The organism is Paenibacillus sp. 01T424 (genome assembly GCF_056398745.1).
The window spans coordinates 30468-43662 of record NZ_JBFTPZ010000035.1 but is presented as its reverse complement, the minus strand read 5'-3'; the positions used below and the strand labels follow the sequence as shown (position 1 = coordinate 43662).

Below are 13195 nucleotides of genomic sequence, written 5' to 3'. Positions count from 1 at the left end.
CGCGCCTTCGACATTCATTCCAATCTGATTGAAAAACATTCGTGAGCCCCCCTTTTCGTATCCATTTGATCATATTTTCCTAACCCATCCAAATCTTAACACCTGTTTCTGCCTTTGCGCAAGAGGTTTTTACAAAAAAAATGATTTAAAACCTGTCCGACTCATTCGGCAAATCAAAGTCGCTTGAGGAGATGCCTTCCTCTACCGCAAACTCAAAATCTTCAATATCGTAAATTTGTACAGGGACCTCTGCTTCTATCAGCTTATCTTGAAACTCAAACTGATCCGACAGCAATGGGACTTGCAGCTTCAATCCTGTTAACAGCAATTCCGTTTCGATCGGATCGAACATCTCGCCATAATGGGCATTATCGACAGCATGCACGACCGTAAAATGAATCGTATCATTTAGAATGAGCGGAGAGCTTTCTCGCCAAGGCACTTGCATGGCCTTTTCAATTTTTTTGCGATTAAGAGCATCCTCAAAAAAAGCAATAAGTTCATTTATTTTGGTTTTTACATGCCCATCATCATCTGGATCATCCATGACAGGTTCAACACCGTCTCTCATTTCATACAGCTCAGCTATGGATGAATAAGGAACGACAAAATCAATTGGACGACTCGGTACAAGAAGATGTCCATACGTTGCCACCAGTACTGCCTCTATTACAAAACGTCGCCGCATGTGATCTCCTCCTATCATTTTGTGAAATAAAGCTAGTTTCATAGAACCGGTATACAAATAAGAATGGTTACACATTATTATACAATAATATATTGCATGTACACGAGAGCCATAAATCCAGATTTGCACAATATGTACGCCTCGCAGTAAAATGATCGTTATATTAGAATTTATATCGCTTCGTTATAGTATAGGAGGGTAATACGAATGCAAAAAGAAGAAGCCATCATCATTGGAGGCGGTCCGTGCGGCTTGGCAGCAGCGATTGAACTCGAACGGATTGGTCTCCAGCCACTAGTCATAGAGAAACGCAACATTGTACATTCAATCTCGCAATATCCCACTTATATGCAATTTTTCAGCAGTCCAGAAAATCTTGAAATCGGCGATATACCATTCACAACGGCTAACGATAAGCCTTCCAGACTGGAAGCACTTAATTATTATAGAACAGCCGCGCAGCGCAAAAACGTTCGTGTGCAAGCCTATGAAATGATAAATAAGATTACGCCTGAGAATGGACAGTTTATTTTGCATGGAGAAGATCGTTTTGGCGAGAAGCGCACATACCAAAGCAAGTATGTCATCATCGCTACTGGTTATTTCGATCATCCGAATGAGCTGGGCATTCCCGGTGAGCAGCTCGATAAGGTTAGTCATTTCTTTCGCGAATCGCATCCTTATGTTGGTATGAAAGTTGCCATTATTGGCGGCAGCAACTCCGCAATCGATGCAGCTTTAGAGCTTGAGAGGGTCGGTGCAGAGGTAACGGTCGTCTATCGCGGCAATGATTATTCCACCAGCATTAAGCCATGGGTTAAGCCAGGTTTCCAGAGCAAAGTAACGAAAGGCTCTATTCGCATGCTGTTTCAGTCAACTGTAACCTCTATCGAAAACAATGAGATCACTGTACTAGGACCTGAAGGTGAGATCCGTTTGGAAAATGATTTTGTATTAGCTTTGACCGGCTTCCATCCCGATCGCAACTTCCTTAACACAAGCGGCGTTACGATTGAGGAAGAAGGGTATCCAACCTTCAACGAAGATACTATGGAAACGAATGTTCCAGGCATTTATCTGGCAGGTGTGGTAGCCTCCAGACATGAAGCAAATGAAATTTTCATCGAATCAGGACGGTATCATGGCCATAAAATTGCCGAACATATTTTAAGCCTCAAATGATTATATGGTTAAGCTTTGAATCATACACCAAAAAAAGGGAATCAGCTTGTTAAGCTTGATTCCCTTTTTTTTCGAACTGGTTTTTAAGAGCGTTGATTTGTTGGTCATCTGGCTGTTTATCGCCATACCTTGCTTCTTCGTACAACTCAATAAATCGAGGCATATTGTCGAGCTTGCCAGCCTGCCATGTATTCAGGTCTTCTGACGTTTCGCGCGGAGTCATATGTTCTTTGACCGTATACCCCTGTTCGGCGCTGCTTCTCAATAAGCGAGCATATAAAAACCTGATTTTTTCGGTATTTGTTCGCAGCTCATTCCATTCCTGAGCAAAGGAGCGCTTCTTTGGCAGCAGCTGCTTCAGTTTATTGCCCATTTGCTCACGCCATTTAGTTAATGTCATTAAACTTTCAACTTCATCTGTAAAGCCAACCCCATTATTGCGGCTATCTGCTCCTCTTTCCTGCAATTTAGCAGCAAGCAGCTTCGCCCATTGCATTACCTTTCTAGCAATAAAATAGAACAGAATGCAGAGGATGATGATGACTAACACAATGCCGATGATTTTCGCAATTTGCTCGAGTAGCAGCATCCAATCAGACGGCGGTTTCGTTTCCTCCAAAGGCATCTCAGGTGTTGAAGAATCAATAGGAGGTTCTTCAACCGGTGTCTGCTCCCTAGACTGGTTTAGCCAGTTCATTATTCGCTCAATGATTGAATGAAAGAAGCTCTCAATCATCTTCTGAATTTGTCGGAAAAGAGCAAGAATGCTAATGATGCTGACAATTACAATAATTAATAGACGATTTTGGCGTTTGAAAGCAAGAGTAGCTGACGTTTTCCCTGAATCTACTGTTTCACTGTTCAAATGCCGCTCATTTGCAAAAAAGAAAAATATAATGACGGCAGCAATTCCGCAAACGATTAAAACACCGTTGAACTCCATCAGTTTTTTTAACGCAATTATTTTTAACGGCTGCACAGCGACATAAAGGAGCACGCCAATCAGCATCTGTGTATTGGGAAATGAGTTGAACCATCCGCGCAATTGCGCCGACATGCCCTTCATTGCTGCTACAGCAGCAGCAAGTCCGCATACAACCATAGGGACGATATCCACATTACCTACCCATGCGATAATGAACAAACTGCTATGCAACGCCCCAATAGCAATAGCTAGAAGCAACTTCACGCCGTATCGTAATCTTGGATATTTTCCGAGAATTAGCGATGCCGCCCAGTAACAGAGAGGAATCGTTGCTATCCATGGCCACAAAGCTCCAGCAGGCAGCAAGTAAACAGCTATCGCTAAAAATACAGGCAAATAAAAGAGCAGTTCAATAACGCCTTGACCTAAGGTATTTAAAGAAAAAGATCGCTTCTGTGGCTCATTCACGCGGTCACCTCTTCTCTGCCGCTACCTGATATCGCTTGTCCAACATCGCTAATCGTTGGCTTAGCAGTATCTGTCAGCATCCAAACTGCGACTGCATTGCCGTTGTAGCGAAGCTGTTCAGCTTGTTTTTCCAGTTCTTCGTTCCAATAAGCCGTAATCATTAGCACATCTCGTTCACTGAAGCCGCTTCTTGCTTCGCGTTCCAACAAATGATGAAACAGCTCTGTTCGTTCTATATCGAGCTTCGCCATTTCCTCTAAAATAACGATTAAATGCTCATGCCCGCCTCTAGGTTCAATGTGAACGCTTTCCATCATGCCGGTCAAAGGCATATTGGATGCAAAACCAACTTCCATGCCCTGCTGAATGACAGCTTCAGCTGCCCCTGCTGCCCATTCAATGCCTAGCTCGATTAACGATAAATCAGTAACGCTTCGCCACATGCCCTCTACATCGTCCACATTCAAATAAATCATCAGTCTGCGGTCCGCGGTAAAATCATACTGATGGACTTGAAGGCTTCCTGTTTTTGCAGTAGCTTTCCAGTTGATTTGCTTATACGTATCGCCCGCTTGATAATCGCGAACGCCTGCAATAATGAATGGATCGTTGATAATCCAGCGGCGAATCGATTGATCACCCTGCCAGCTATGATAAGGTAGCTCATGAATGGGCACCTCGGCAGGCTTTGGATAAACAAGCAGTTCCCCTTGAAGCGCAATTTGAGCGGACGAATGGGTTAAACCAAGCGGATCACCGCCCGTTAACGTGACGGTTTGAAGCTTGTACCAGCCTCGTTTTGCACAGGTGATGCGGTGTGTGCGCGTAATTTTTGTATACGGCGATAGACTAAAGAAGCTCTTATGGTTCTGATAAAGCTGCCCGCTGCTCACAGAAAAATTATCAAGCTGTTGAAAATGCAGATGAGTGGATAGCTGTGATTCCACGCGTAGCCAGGGCACCGGCAGCCATTTGGCGTTGGCCATCTCTTCTATCATCTCAACCTGCTCGCCGCTATAGCATGTTTTGCTCGTAAAACGCCGTTCATATTGGATACGGCGCAATACGAGCTTTTGAAATATTTTGCCCTGTAGTGACAAAATGACGATTGCAGCTAATATAAACCAGAATAAAATCATCAGGCTGCCTAACGAGCCGTAACGCCTGCTTCAGCAGGCACGGCCGTCAAACGAATAATGTCATCAATAATGGATTCCGCCTGATTTGCTGTACGATGCATGCCGCGAATGGCTAGTCGGTGGGACAAGACCGGCTTCGCCATTGCCTTTATATCATCAGGCGTAACGAAATCACGTCCTCGCAAAATGGCATGTACCTGGGAAGCGCGGAGCAGCGCTTGACTGCCACGCGGACTGACACCAACAGAAACCTCCTCACGCCTTCGTGTTTGCTCCACGATTTGCAGCAAATACTGAAGGATGTCATCGTTCACTTTCACCGCTGAATAGGCTTGCTGTGCCTTCTGAATGACATCTATTCCTGCAACTGGCTCAAGCTCCGCAAGCGGATCATGATCTTTAAAACGTTTTAATAGCTGCAAACCTTCTTCAGTCGTCGGATAACCCATCTTAATTTTGAATAAAAAACGATCGAGCTGTGCTTCCGGAAGTGGAAACGTTCCTTGATGCTCCACTGGATTTTGTGTAGCAATAACCATAAATGGACGCTCCAAATATTTGGTTTCACCGTCGATGCTGATTTGACGCTCTTCCATACATTCGAGCAAACTCGATTGGGTACGAGGCGTCGCACGATTAATCTCATCTGCTAACAGCAAATGAGTAAACAATGGACCAGCTCTGAATTCAAACTCGCTTATTTTTTGATTATAGAAATGAATGCCGCTTAGATCCGATGGAAGCAAATCGGGTGTAAATTGAATTCGCCTGAAAGATAAAGCCAATGATTTGGCCATAGATTTAGCGAGCAAGGTCTTTCCTGTTCCTGGCACATCCTCGAGCAGCACATGCCCTGATGTAAGGAGTCCGATGAGCATTAGTTCTACAACTTCCTCTTTGCCTACGATGACGCGTCCAATATTAGATTTCAATTGTTCGGCTAGTTGTTTTATCGCTTCAATAGACATAAGTCAACTCCTTCGTTAGGTTGTAAAGCCTGTTCGAGCACGCTGCAGTTTTTGCAGTTCACTCCAGCGAATCATACGGATGTTTTCTTTTTGCAACGTATTCTTGATCTCAGCATCACGGAATAATTCGAACTCCATTCCCCGCTTTAGAGGCTGCATGTGAAAAGCATTCAGCTCATCGGTTACGAGAGACGGATGTATAATAATTTCAGAGACTCCTGGTTGCAGACCCTCAAGCACCTGCTGCATGCTTGCCTTTAGTGAATCAAATGTTTCACCCTCCTCCAAGTGGAACGGCAAGCCGATTAAATAATCAAGGATAACAACACCCTTCGAATCCGCCAGCATTCCGAGCTGTTTGGCTTGCTCTTCCAGCTCAGGAGAGGCCACTTGACCAATATTTTGCCTTAAATTACGCGGCAAACGGAAAGGCAGGCCATAGGAAGCGCATACATCCAGAACGATAGATAAGAAATTTCTGCCGGTTGCTAACCCATACAAGCTTCCCATGTGATTGTCTGCATGCGATGGTTTCATCCCCATAGCTAAAGCCATTTCAATTTGTGCGATAAGTTCTTCTTTAACTTGCTCTGGATCAGCTTGCAGCTCAAAGCTTTTACTGTCCTTCGGGAAATAATTTTCATGGGTGACAAGCGAACTTGTGCTTCCTTTGCGGTTGACTGGACCCCAGCGGTACATATCCCATTCGCTAGTAAATGTGAAATGGACACCCACATCGACTTGCGGATGCCTTGCACTCCATAGCGCTGCTTCCCTCGCCCAGCCGCAAGGAATCATAATCGTCGCCGAGCTCACCGTTTGTTCTAGCAGCAGCTGCTGAATGCCGACATTTACCGAATGGCATACTCCGTAGTCATCTGCGTTAATAATGAGCAGTTTTTCGTTCTCGCCGTATCCCAGTGCTTTGGCTAAACTCATGAAAAATCATCCTCCCAATGTTCATTAATCCAGCGGCAGCCAAATGCTGATTGATCGATAATGCCGCAAAGTATTTCCTCATCATCTAAATTATCTCTTAAGCGTATGGCAAAATGCAATGCTACATCAAGCAATCTTAATTTCATTAATATCGGCAATATCTTAATTTCATGAAGAGTTAACGGATTCGTATCCTGATAACCCTGCAATAAACGCTTCACCTTCTCTTTTATATTTAGGTCATTTGGTTTTATGATATCGACAATAATGACAGCAAGCTCCATCGCTCTAACATCGACAGTCGTAAATTCAAAATCCAGCACACCTACGATCGTATCGCCTTGACATACCGTATTATTAAAAACCAAATCACCATGGATCCATTGTTCCGGCAGCCCGATAAGCTGATTACAATCTTCTTTCAGCTTCAGGCGCTCCTCATGCAAGGCCATGAAGCTTGATTTTCTACCTTTAAGATCTACGGAAAGCTCTGCCATTGCAAAAAAAGCTTCCTCATCCATCAAAGCATATGTATTCTCCAACATGAAATAAGGGCTGTAAAGCGGCAAGCCTTTTGGGTTTATTCCGCTTAAAGCACTAGAAAGCTTCGCAGCTGTAACGCCTAGCGCATAAACATGCGCTGGGTTTGAAACCGTCGGTCGGTCACCATCAATAAACTGAAATAATGACGATAAGGTGCCATCTGTTGCAACGCTAATCGTTTCGCCTTGTTTATTCTGAACTGGAATCGGCACCTTAAAGGTTAGCTTCTGTTTATTCAAGTCGTTCAGTATCTCATGTTCAAGCCTTACAATATCCATATCCTTATGGTTATTGTAAATGCGCAGGACAAATTTTTTATTTCCCGACGAAATGATTCGGGTCGTATTATTCATTCCACTCTCCCGGCTCTCAATATGACAAGGCTCGGCGAACGCATATGCATCTAAATAAGCTGTAAAATCTATGGTGTCGGTCAAAACAGACAAGCCTCCTTATTGATCAAGCTGCAATCTTGTCAAGCGAGCCCCTAGCTGTTCCTGCCAGCTCGCAGCCAATTCTTTCACTTCAAGCAGCTCTCTTATTCCTTTTATGTCATCTTTATCACGGTACATGACACGGTTAGCTTCCATAACCGTTTTACGGGCCGGATGTTTATATTTAATTTCAAACGTCATCCCTGCCTGTATATGGCCCTCTTGGAGTACGCGGAAATAAAGACCTGTGTAGCCTTCACGCTGAACATGTCCCGGCAATTCCGGGAGCTTATGCCGCAGCCCCAGCTTATAGCACGGCTGTCTTGGCTGACTTACTTGGAGGATCACATCACCTGCTTGGATTATATCGCCGATGCACAAATCCCCTTCTGTCCAGCTCGAGAGCGTAAAGTTTTCACCAAAAGCTCCGTAATCAAATGGCTCCTCGTATTTCTCACGCCAATAGGCGTATCGTTGCTCGAAATAGACGCATACCGCTTTGTCTGGTCCACCATGATGAATCGTATCGCCTTGTCCATCGCCCTCAAGTCCTATAGTGCTCAAAGCATGGGTTGCTTGTGAAGGCTGCTTATAAATTCCTGTTAATACTTCTTTGCTGCCGTGTGTTATTGATTTCGGCATTCCTATATTTAGTGACACAAGTTTAGCCGTTTCTATATGATGTGTCATTAGCTTCGTTCCTCCTATAAATATCTCTCATTTGACTATTATAATCTTCTAAGGGAGATGTTGGCAAAGAGAGATAACTATATCGATAACTTTTGTGATTTTCCCTTTCCCAGCAACGCTTTCGACACATTCTACTTGCGTTAGCCACTGGCTGTCGAAAACCTCTCTTTTCTGTTACTTATTGCGTTTCCCCGGGAAATGTTTTTTAAATAGTCCGACTATTTCCTAAATGAGTACCTCATTATTTCCCACAGCATCGACATACAGATTAATTTAAAGGAAATTTTCTTTCCATAAAATAAAGCTCCTTGCGCGAACGATCAACTCTGCTCTGCAGGCTCATCCCATGTTTTTGCCGATACCTTAGCTCCATGAAAGAGATCAAAGTAAGAATTACAAAAGCTGCAATTGAGCCTCGATAATCGATGAATATAGCAGCTAGTATCGTCGTTAACAGCAGCCAAGCTATGGAAACCACATGGATTGGGATACTCCAGCTGCCCAAATGCCACGGTGATGCATGCAACTGCGCATGGATCTTCCCCTGTTTTATTTTCCAGGCAATCGGTATGGCATAAGATAAATTTAAACATATTATCGCTGCAGTTAGAAGAAAAATGATTGTATCGTCTCTATAGCTGAAAAAAGCAATGAGAAGAATAGTTAGTGAAATGACCGCACACAACCAGACGGCAGGAATCGGCGTCTGATGCCGCTCCGACACATTAGACCACCGTTGGCTCAGCGGCATGGCGCCATCACGTGCTAGGCTGTATACAATCCGCGAGCATACTGTCATCGTCTGCAGTCCGCTGCTCCATAATGATAGAATGACAAAAATAATGATCATACTGGTGCCGCCCCAGCCAGCAGCTGCCGTTTGTAGAAACGTTCCCAACCAGCTTGGTCCGTTAGACAATGGAATGGATATAAGCATAAAGCTCAGAAGTACAAAACCAATAACAAATGTGTAAGCAGTAGATAAAAAAATCGACCACGGTGCTCGTACACGAGGATCAATTGTTTCTTCCGATCCTTGGCTTGAGCCCTCCATGCCAATAAATAGCTTTAACAAAAGGAGCGTACCGCTGACGAATGATCCCGCCTGCACGGTACCATTCCACTCTGCATTTTGAAATTGATACATCAATACAGGAGAATAGCTGCCTGGCCATGCAAGCCAAGCTAGCCCAGCAATAATGAATAAAGCAATAAATATTTGCAGTATAACTCCGCCTGCTTGCAGCTTGCTTAACATCCGGTTTCCAAAGTGATTCACTGCACATTGGGAAGCAGTCAGCCCTGCAACGACACACCAAAAAGTTAAATCCGAGGTTTGATAACCTATTCGAGCGGACATAAAACCGTCCAGTAAAGCTGCACATGCGCAGTTTAGCAGCGCAAGCATAGCTAAATGTCCAGATGCTTGAAGCCAGCCTGCTCGCACTCCCCATGAGCGCCCGCCTAATGAGGATGCCGTATGATAAATCCCGCCTGCAGTCGGTGTCACAGATGAGAGTTCTGCGAGAGATGCACTTAAAATAAGTGCAAATAAAGCGATTATGGGCAAACCAAATCCAATAACCGACGGTCCCCCCTCTCCGATCGCTGGCCCAAACAAAAAAGCTGCGCTTCCAATAAGACCGAGCACATTAAACGATAAACCAAATGACGATAACCCGCCGAACCGCCGTCTAAGCTGCTGCGCTAAACCATAACGATGCAAATCATGTTTGTCCTGCAGCAACTGCGCCTGCAAGCCATAACCAATTAGATTCTGATGCTTAGATAATGAAATGGACTGTTGCGCTTTGAATGCGATGGCCATAATCACGGCAATGACAATCGCAAATAATAATAATCCCGCTAGCAATAAAATCATCCAATCACCCTCCTACGTAACTGTATGAGTGGTTTGGATGTCACATGCAAAAGGAAGAATGATTAAAGCGCATAACAAAAACTCGCATCCATCAAGAAGCGAGTCGATTGATTTTTATTTTTTCACTCAGCTTAATTAGCACTTTGCTCCAGTATTCCATAAACGAGTGATTTGAGCTCTATGATATCAAAGGGTTTCGTAAAACAATGTGTAATGCCAAGCGCAAGCGCCTCTTCCATTATGTCTGGATCTGCATATGCCGTTATGAGAATGACAGGCACCTCTGGCGACAACATTCTTATCCCACGCAAAATTTCTATCCCATCCATTTCGGGCATTTTCAAATCAAGCAGTACACAATTCGGCTTCTGCTTCTCGTAAATGTCCAAGGCGATACTGCCGCTTTCAGCTTCATAAACATCGATTCCCTGCGCAGCAAACAATTCAACAAGCATCATTCGAATAGCGGGTTGATCATCTACAACTAAAATCTTATAGAGCATATCTGCTGAATAAGGCATCGAGCTTATAGTTGCTTTCGCAGCGGTCTCAGCAAGGGGTTGATCTGCTATTCGATTCGTAGATATTGACGTAACTGTCGCGGATGGTAAAACAGGCGTCCTTTCGGTGGAACATTGCTGCTCCTTTTCCATTTTTCGTTGGTGAAAGAAGACAAACGACACCGCGACAATTAGAGCTGCTGCGAATAATATGAGAAAATATATCAATGCGTTGTCTCCTTATGTTCTTAGGCTGAATAACTGCTAAGAGAAAATGGTTTCATTCAGAATTAGTCATTAACCAGCATCGGACCTAGTGGACCATCCTCATTAATGATATCTTGCAGTTCGTAGACGGATATCGGAAAATACAGAAATCCAAACACATAAGCTGCCAGCTCATATAGCTGGAAATAGACGACAAGTGAACGGTCCGCTACGTAATAGTCCTGGTCAGGTCTTATGGATTTGAAAGGCTCCAGCGTATCAATCTTTCTTGACAAGATTTGTGCGCTTACGATAGCGCTTATCCGCCCCACATAATCCGACCCAGGCTTAAACAGCTGGGCCAGCGTATAGGTTTGTCCTGTCGATTGCTTAAAAGTCAGCGATTGCTGAAGCGTCAAGCCATGAGCTCCGCCAGTAAAGGCATAATTGAACAAGGAAAGACTAAGATAATCTTTTTGATTATTTTTCTGTTCAAAATAACCCAGCATCTGCGCTCTCGGATCATCAAGCGAGCCTTGATTATGAACCATCTGCTGCACGGTATGATGAATCGTATGGTTGATCTTTTTATCTGCAGCTTCGCTTCTGCCCCCGCTCACATAAGGCAATGACAGCTCGGCTTTCGGAAAATCAGCTTTTGCCGTTTGGATAACGACTGGCGGTTGAAATGACATATGAAAGACACCTTCCTATTCGGTAAGATGCTCCATTGTATGCATTACACGTCTCATCTCATGCCAAACGATTCCGCCATGCGTAGAAGCAGACACCCCTCTACGCTCAAATTGCTCCGATTCGTAGAACGGAATCAAATGCTCCTCGCACATCAGTATAATGGTTTCAATATGTGATGAACTACATTGTTCGATCAGCTTCCTCAGCAACAATGTGCCGATTCCACGCCCGCGATAATGTGCATCAACTGCGATAGTAAGGATGCAAAAGTTGTTCCCCTCAAAAAAATCAGCTTGATTCCCCTTCATCTCATCACCGCAATCAGTCTGTGAAGTACGGATGCCGTTTGTTATTCCAACTAATTGGTCGCCAAGCCAAGCTGACCAAAAAAATGAACGATAATGCTTATAGCGAAATTGAAACCCTGCCATGGTAGCAGCAGCTTCAGGAGAATAGCATTTTTGCTCTAGCTTAATAGCAGCGTCGAGCTCAGCTTCTGTTATGAGGCGTAGTTCAATCTCGTTCACAGGAGTGCCTTCTCGCGTTCAGTCAATCTTCTGCCGCTTACGTTAAGAACAAGTTTACCGTCTTTCAAGCCGAGAATCTGATCAGCAAATCGCTCCGCCCAGTCCCCCTGATGCATAACAGCAATCACAATTACGCCTTGCTCCTTGCATAGCGCTTTCAAATCAGTTAGAACTTGATCCGCCGTATGGGGATCAAGTCCCGAAACCGGCTCGTCGGCTGCAATGACTTTAGCGCCATGAACGAGTGCTCTTGCGATAGCCATACGCTGACGTTCGCCCCCGCTTAGAGTGCTCGCCTTCTGATGTGCTTTATCAAGCAGGCCGCGTTTTTCGATCATATCCATTGCACCCATATAATCATCATTACGTACCATCCCGGTCCATCTCCGCCAAGCAGGCGTTTGTGAAATTGAACCGATAATAACATTTTTTAATCCCGTCTTGTTCGGGAATAGAAAAGGTTTTTCTTCCAAATAAGCAACCTCTCTGCGAACTTTAAGCTTGCCTTTGAATCCTTCTTTGAAAATATCTTTGCCATCAAATTGATAGGAACCTTCACTCCACTTTTCTTGCAAGGCTAGGCACCGAAGAAGTGTGGACTTCCCGCTTCCGCTATCACCTTTAATGGCGATAAAGTCGCCAGGATAAGCCTCAAAGCTAATATCATCGAGCACCTTAGGCCCGCCGGGAATACGTCTGGATAAGTTCTTTACTTTGATCATTTTCCGCTCTCCTTCTGTTTGCAGCAACTGCTTCTATGAATCTAGTTTACGTTAAACAAAAAACAGTTTCCATACAAACAAATGTTTGGTATAATAAAAACAAGAACAAATGTTCTAATGATCGACGAATTCAACATTTTGAAGGAGGCCTGATCACCATGAATAACATCTGCGAAAATTTCCGATATGTAGAGAATGAACGTCTTGGACGCGACTTAACTTTTAAGTTTTACGCCGATGGACGGCTTATTATCATCGATAATGTTGCAGAGGAGGTGATCACTCCCAAAGATTTAAAGGGCGCCAGCAAGGACTTCTACGTTCGCAGACGTATCGCTTTCATTAAGAATCAATTAAAAGCTTCACAGCTTAAATATGCATAACATGGATTAGAAGGAGAGCTGACGCAATTCAAGCTCTCCTTCTGTGTTCATAAAAACTTGCTTCATTAAGGGAGCTGTTTGTTAATGCCGTTTAAGCTCGCAGGTCGCTTCGCGAATTTATCGGTTTTAAGCTTGCCTGACTGTCCACGCAAGGTAGAATGATTTTGACGAGATTCTCCAGTGCCGTTTTTGTTGATAGCCATTGCAATCACCTCCACTATCATTATGCCGATATTATTGGATATGTATGTAAAAGCAGTCCCTCTCTTACACCCTACATTGACTCGACCCTGCCACTTGCG

At 44.1% G+C, this 13195-nt stretch carries 15 protein-coding genes; 2 read left to right on the top strand and 13 right to left on the bottom strand.

What is annotated here, in order from left to right; translation table 11 throughout:
- Window positions 1-145 precede the first annotated feature (145 nt).
- Window positions 146-688 carry an ADP-heptose synthase gene (locus AC1DPK_RS23895; protein WP_076265867.1) on the bottom strand — a complete coding sequence of 181 codons (543 nt, stop codon included), beginning with the start codon at window positions 686-688 and terminating at the stop codon, window positions 146-148.
- A 207-nt stretch (window positions 689-895) separates the two neighbouring features.
- Here AC1DPK_RS23895 and AC1DPK_RS23890 point away from each other — a divergent pair, with 207 nt between their 5' ends.
- On the top strand, window positions 896-1870 hold the full coding sequence (locus AC1DPK_RS23890; protein WP_477511838.1) for a YpdA family putative bacillithiol disulfide reductase: 975 nt from the start codon (window positions 896-898) through the stop codon (window positions 1868-1870).
- Between the two features lie 49 nt (window positions 1871-1919).
- Here the strand turns inward: AC1DPK_RS23890 and AC1DPK_RS23885 are convergent, their stop codons facing one another.
- The 11 genes from AC1DPK_RS23885 to AC1DPK_RS23835 form a co-directional block, all read right to left on the bottom strand.
- Window positions 1920-3263 (bottom strand): DUF4129 domain-containing protein, encoded by a 1344-nt coding sequence (locus AC1DPK_RS23885; protein ID WP_477511837.1) that lies wholly within the window; start codon window positions 3261-3263, stop codon window positions 1920-1922.
- Window positions 3260-4402, bottom strand: a complete 1143-nt coding sequence (locus AC1DPK_RS23880; protein ID WP_477511836.1) for a DUF58 domain-containing protein — start codon at window positions 4400-4402, stop codon at window positions 3260-3262. Before AC1DPK_RS23880 ends, AC1DPK_RS23885 begins: the two co-directional genes overlap by 4 nt.
- An 8-nt stretch (window positions 4403-4410) precedes the next feature.
- Window positions 4411-5370 (bottom strand): AAA family ATPase, encoded by a 960-nt coding sequence (locus tag AC1DPK_RS23875; protein ID WP_339202631.1) that lies wholly within the window; start codon window positions 5368-5370, stop codon window positions 4411-4413.
- Between the two features lie 15 nt (window positions 5371-5385).
- A complete protein-coding gene (locus AC1DPK_RS23870) occupies window positions 5386-6309 on the bottom strand; it encodes a polysaccharide deacetylase family protein (protein ID WP_477511835.1) in 924 nt (307 codons plus the stop codon).
- On the bottom strand, window positions 6306-7289 hold the full coding sequence (locus AC1DPK_RS23865) for a phosphotransferase (RefSeq protein ID WP_477511834.1): 984 nt from the start codon (window positions 7287-7289) through the stop codon (window positions 6306-6308). The genes AC1DPK_RS23870 and AC1DPK_RS23865 overlap by 4 nt, the downstream gene beginning before the upstream one ends.
- 15 nt (window positions 7290-7304) lie before the next feature.
- Window positions 7305-7976: an MOSC domain-containing protein gene (locus AC1DPK_RS23860; protein WP_477511833.1), complete on the bottom strand. Its 672-nt coding sequence runs from the start codon at window positions 7974-7976 to the stop codon at window positions 7305-7307.
- 268 nt (window positions 7977-8244) lie between these two features.
- Window positions 8245-9858 carry an amino acid permease gene (locus tag AC1DPK_RS23855; protein WP_477511832.1) on the bottom strand — a complete coding sequence of 538 codons (1614 nt, stop codon included), beginning with the start codon at window positions 9856-9858 and terminating at the stop codon, window positions 8245-8247.
- 131 nt (window positions 9859-9989) lie between these two features.
- The gene (locus tag AC1DPK_RS23850; protein WP_441882384.1) at window positions 9990-10586 is read right to left on the bottom strand and encodes a response regulator; all 597 of its coding nucleotides are present in this window, start codon (window positions 10584-10586) and stop codon (window positions 9990-9992) included.
- 62 nt (window positions 10587-10648) lie between these two features.
- On the bottom strand, window positions 10649-11260 hold the full coding sequence (locus AC1DPK_RS23845) for a DUF3298 and DUF4163 domain-containing protein (RefSeq protein ID WP_441882387.1): 612 nt from the start codon (window positions 11258-11260) through the stop codon (window positions 10649-10651).
- 15 nt (window positions 11261-11275) lie between these two features.
- Window positions 11276-11788, bottom strand: a complete 513-nt coding sequence (locus AC1DPK_RS23840; RefSeq protein ID WP_477511831.1) for a GNAT family N-acetyltransferase — start codon at window positions 11786-11788, stop codon at window positions 11276-11278.
- The gene (locus AC1DPK_RS23835) at window positions 11785-12510 is read right to left on the bottom strand and encodes a phosphonate ABC transporter ATP-binding protein (protein ID WP_477511830.1); all 726 of its coding nucleotides are present in this window, start codon (window positions 12508-12510) and stop codon (window positions 11785-11787) included. The genes AC1DPK_RS23840 and AC1DPK_RS23835 overlap by 4 nt, the downstream gene beginning before the upstream one ends.
- Before the next feature lie 158 nt (window positions 12511-12668).
- Between AC1DPK_RS23835 and AC1DPK_RS23830 the strand changes: the two genes are divergently transcribed.
- Entirely contained in the window at window positions 12669-12893 is a 225-nt protein-coding gene (locus AC1DPK_RS23830; RefSeq protein WP_441882394.1) for a hypothetical protein, read from the top strand.
- 65 nt (window positions 12894-12958) lie between these two features.
- On the opposite strand, the gene AC1DPK_RS23825 is transcribed toward AC1DPK_RS23830, so the two are convergent.
- Window positions 12959-13096, bottom strand: coding sequence for a hypothetical protein (locus AC1DPK_RS23825; RefSeq protein WP_441882397.1), 138 nt, complete (start codon window positions 13094-13096; stop codon window positions 12959-12961).
- Window positions 13097-13195: the final 99 nt, after the last annotated feature.

Coding starts and splice junctions, on each gene's coding strand:
- AC1DPK_RS23870 (WP_477511835.1), bottom strand. CDS start 6,309: ATGAGTTTAGCCAAAGCACTGGGATACGGCGAGAACGAAAAACTGCTC.
- AC1DPK_RS23845 (WP_441882387.1), bottom strand. CDS start 11,260: ATGTCATTTCAACCGCCAGTCGTTATCCAAACGGCAAAAGCTGATTTT.
- AC1DPK_RS23860 (WP_477511833.1), bottom strand. CDS start 7,976: ATGACACATCATATAGAAACGGCTAAACTTGTGTCACTAAATATAGGA.
- AC1DPK_RS23830 (WP_441882394.1), top strand. CDS start 12,669: ATGAATAACATCTGCGAAAATTTCCGATATGTAGAGAATGAACGTCTT.
- AC1DPK_RS23880 (WP_477511836.1), bottom strand. CDS start 4,402: ATGATTTTATTCTGGTTTATATTAGCTGCAATCGTCATTTTGTCACTA.
- AC1DPK_RS23890 (WP_477511838.1), top strand. CDS start 896: ATGCAAAAAGAAGAAGCCATCATCATTGGAGGCGGTCCGTGCGGCTTG.
- AC1DPK_RS23875 (WP_339202631.1), bottom strand. CDS start 5,370: ATGTCTATTGAAGCGATAAAACAACTAGCCGAACAATTGAAATCTAAT.
- AC1DPK_RS23895 (WP_076265867.1), bottom strand. CDS start 688: ATGCGGCGACGTTTTGTAATAGAGGCAGTACTGGTGGCAACGTATGGA.
- AC1DPK_RS23835 (WP_477511830.1), bottom strand. CDS start 12,510: ATGATCAAAGTAAAGAACTTATCCAGACGTATTCCCGGCGGGCCTAAG.
- AC1DPK_RS23825 (WP_441882397.1), bottom strand. CDS start 13,096: ATGGCTATCAACAAAAACGGCACTGGAGAATCTCGTCAAAATCATTCT.
- AC1DPK_RS23855 (WP_477511832.1), bottom strand. CDS start 9,858: ATGATTTTATTGCTAGCGGGATTATTATTATTTGCGATTGTCATTGCC.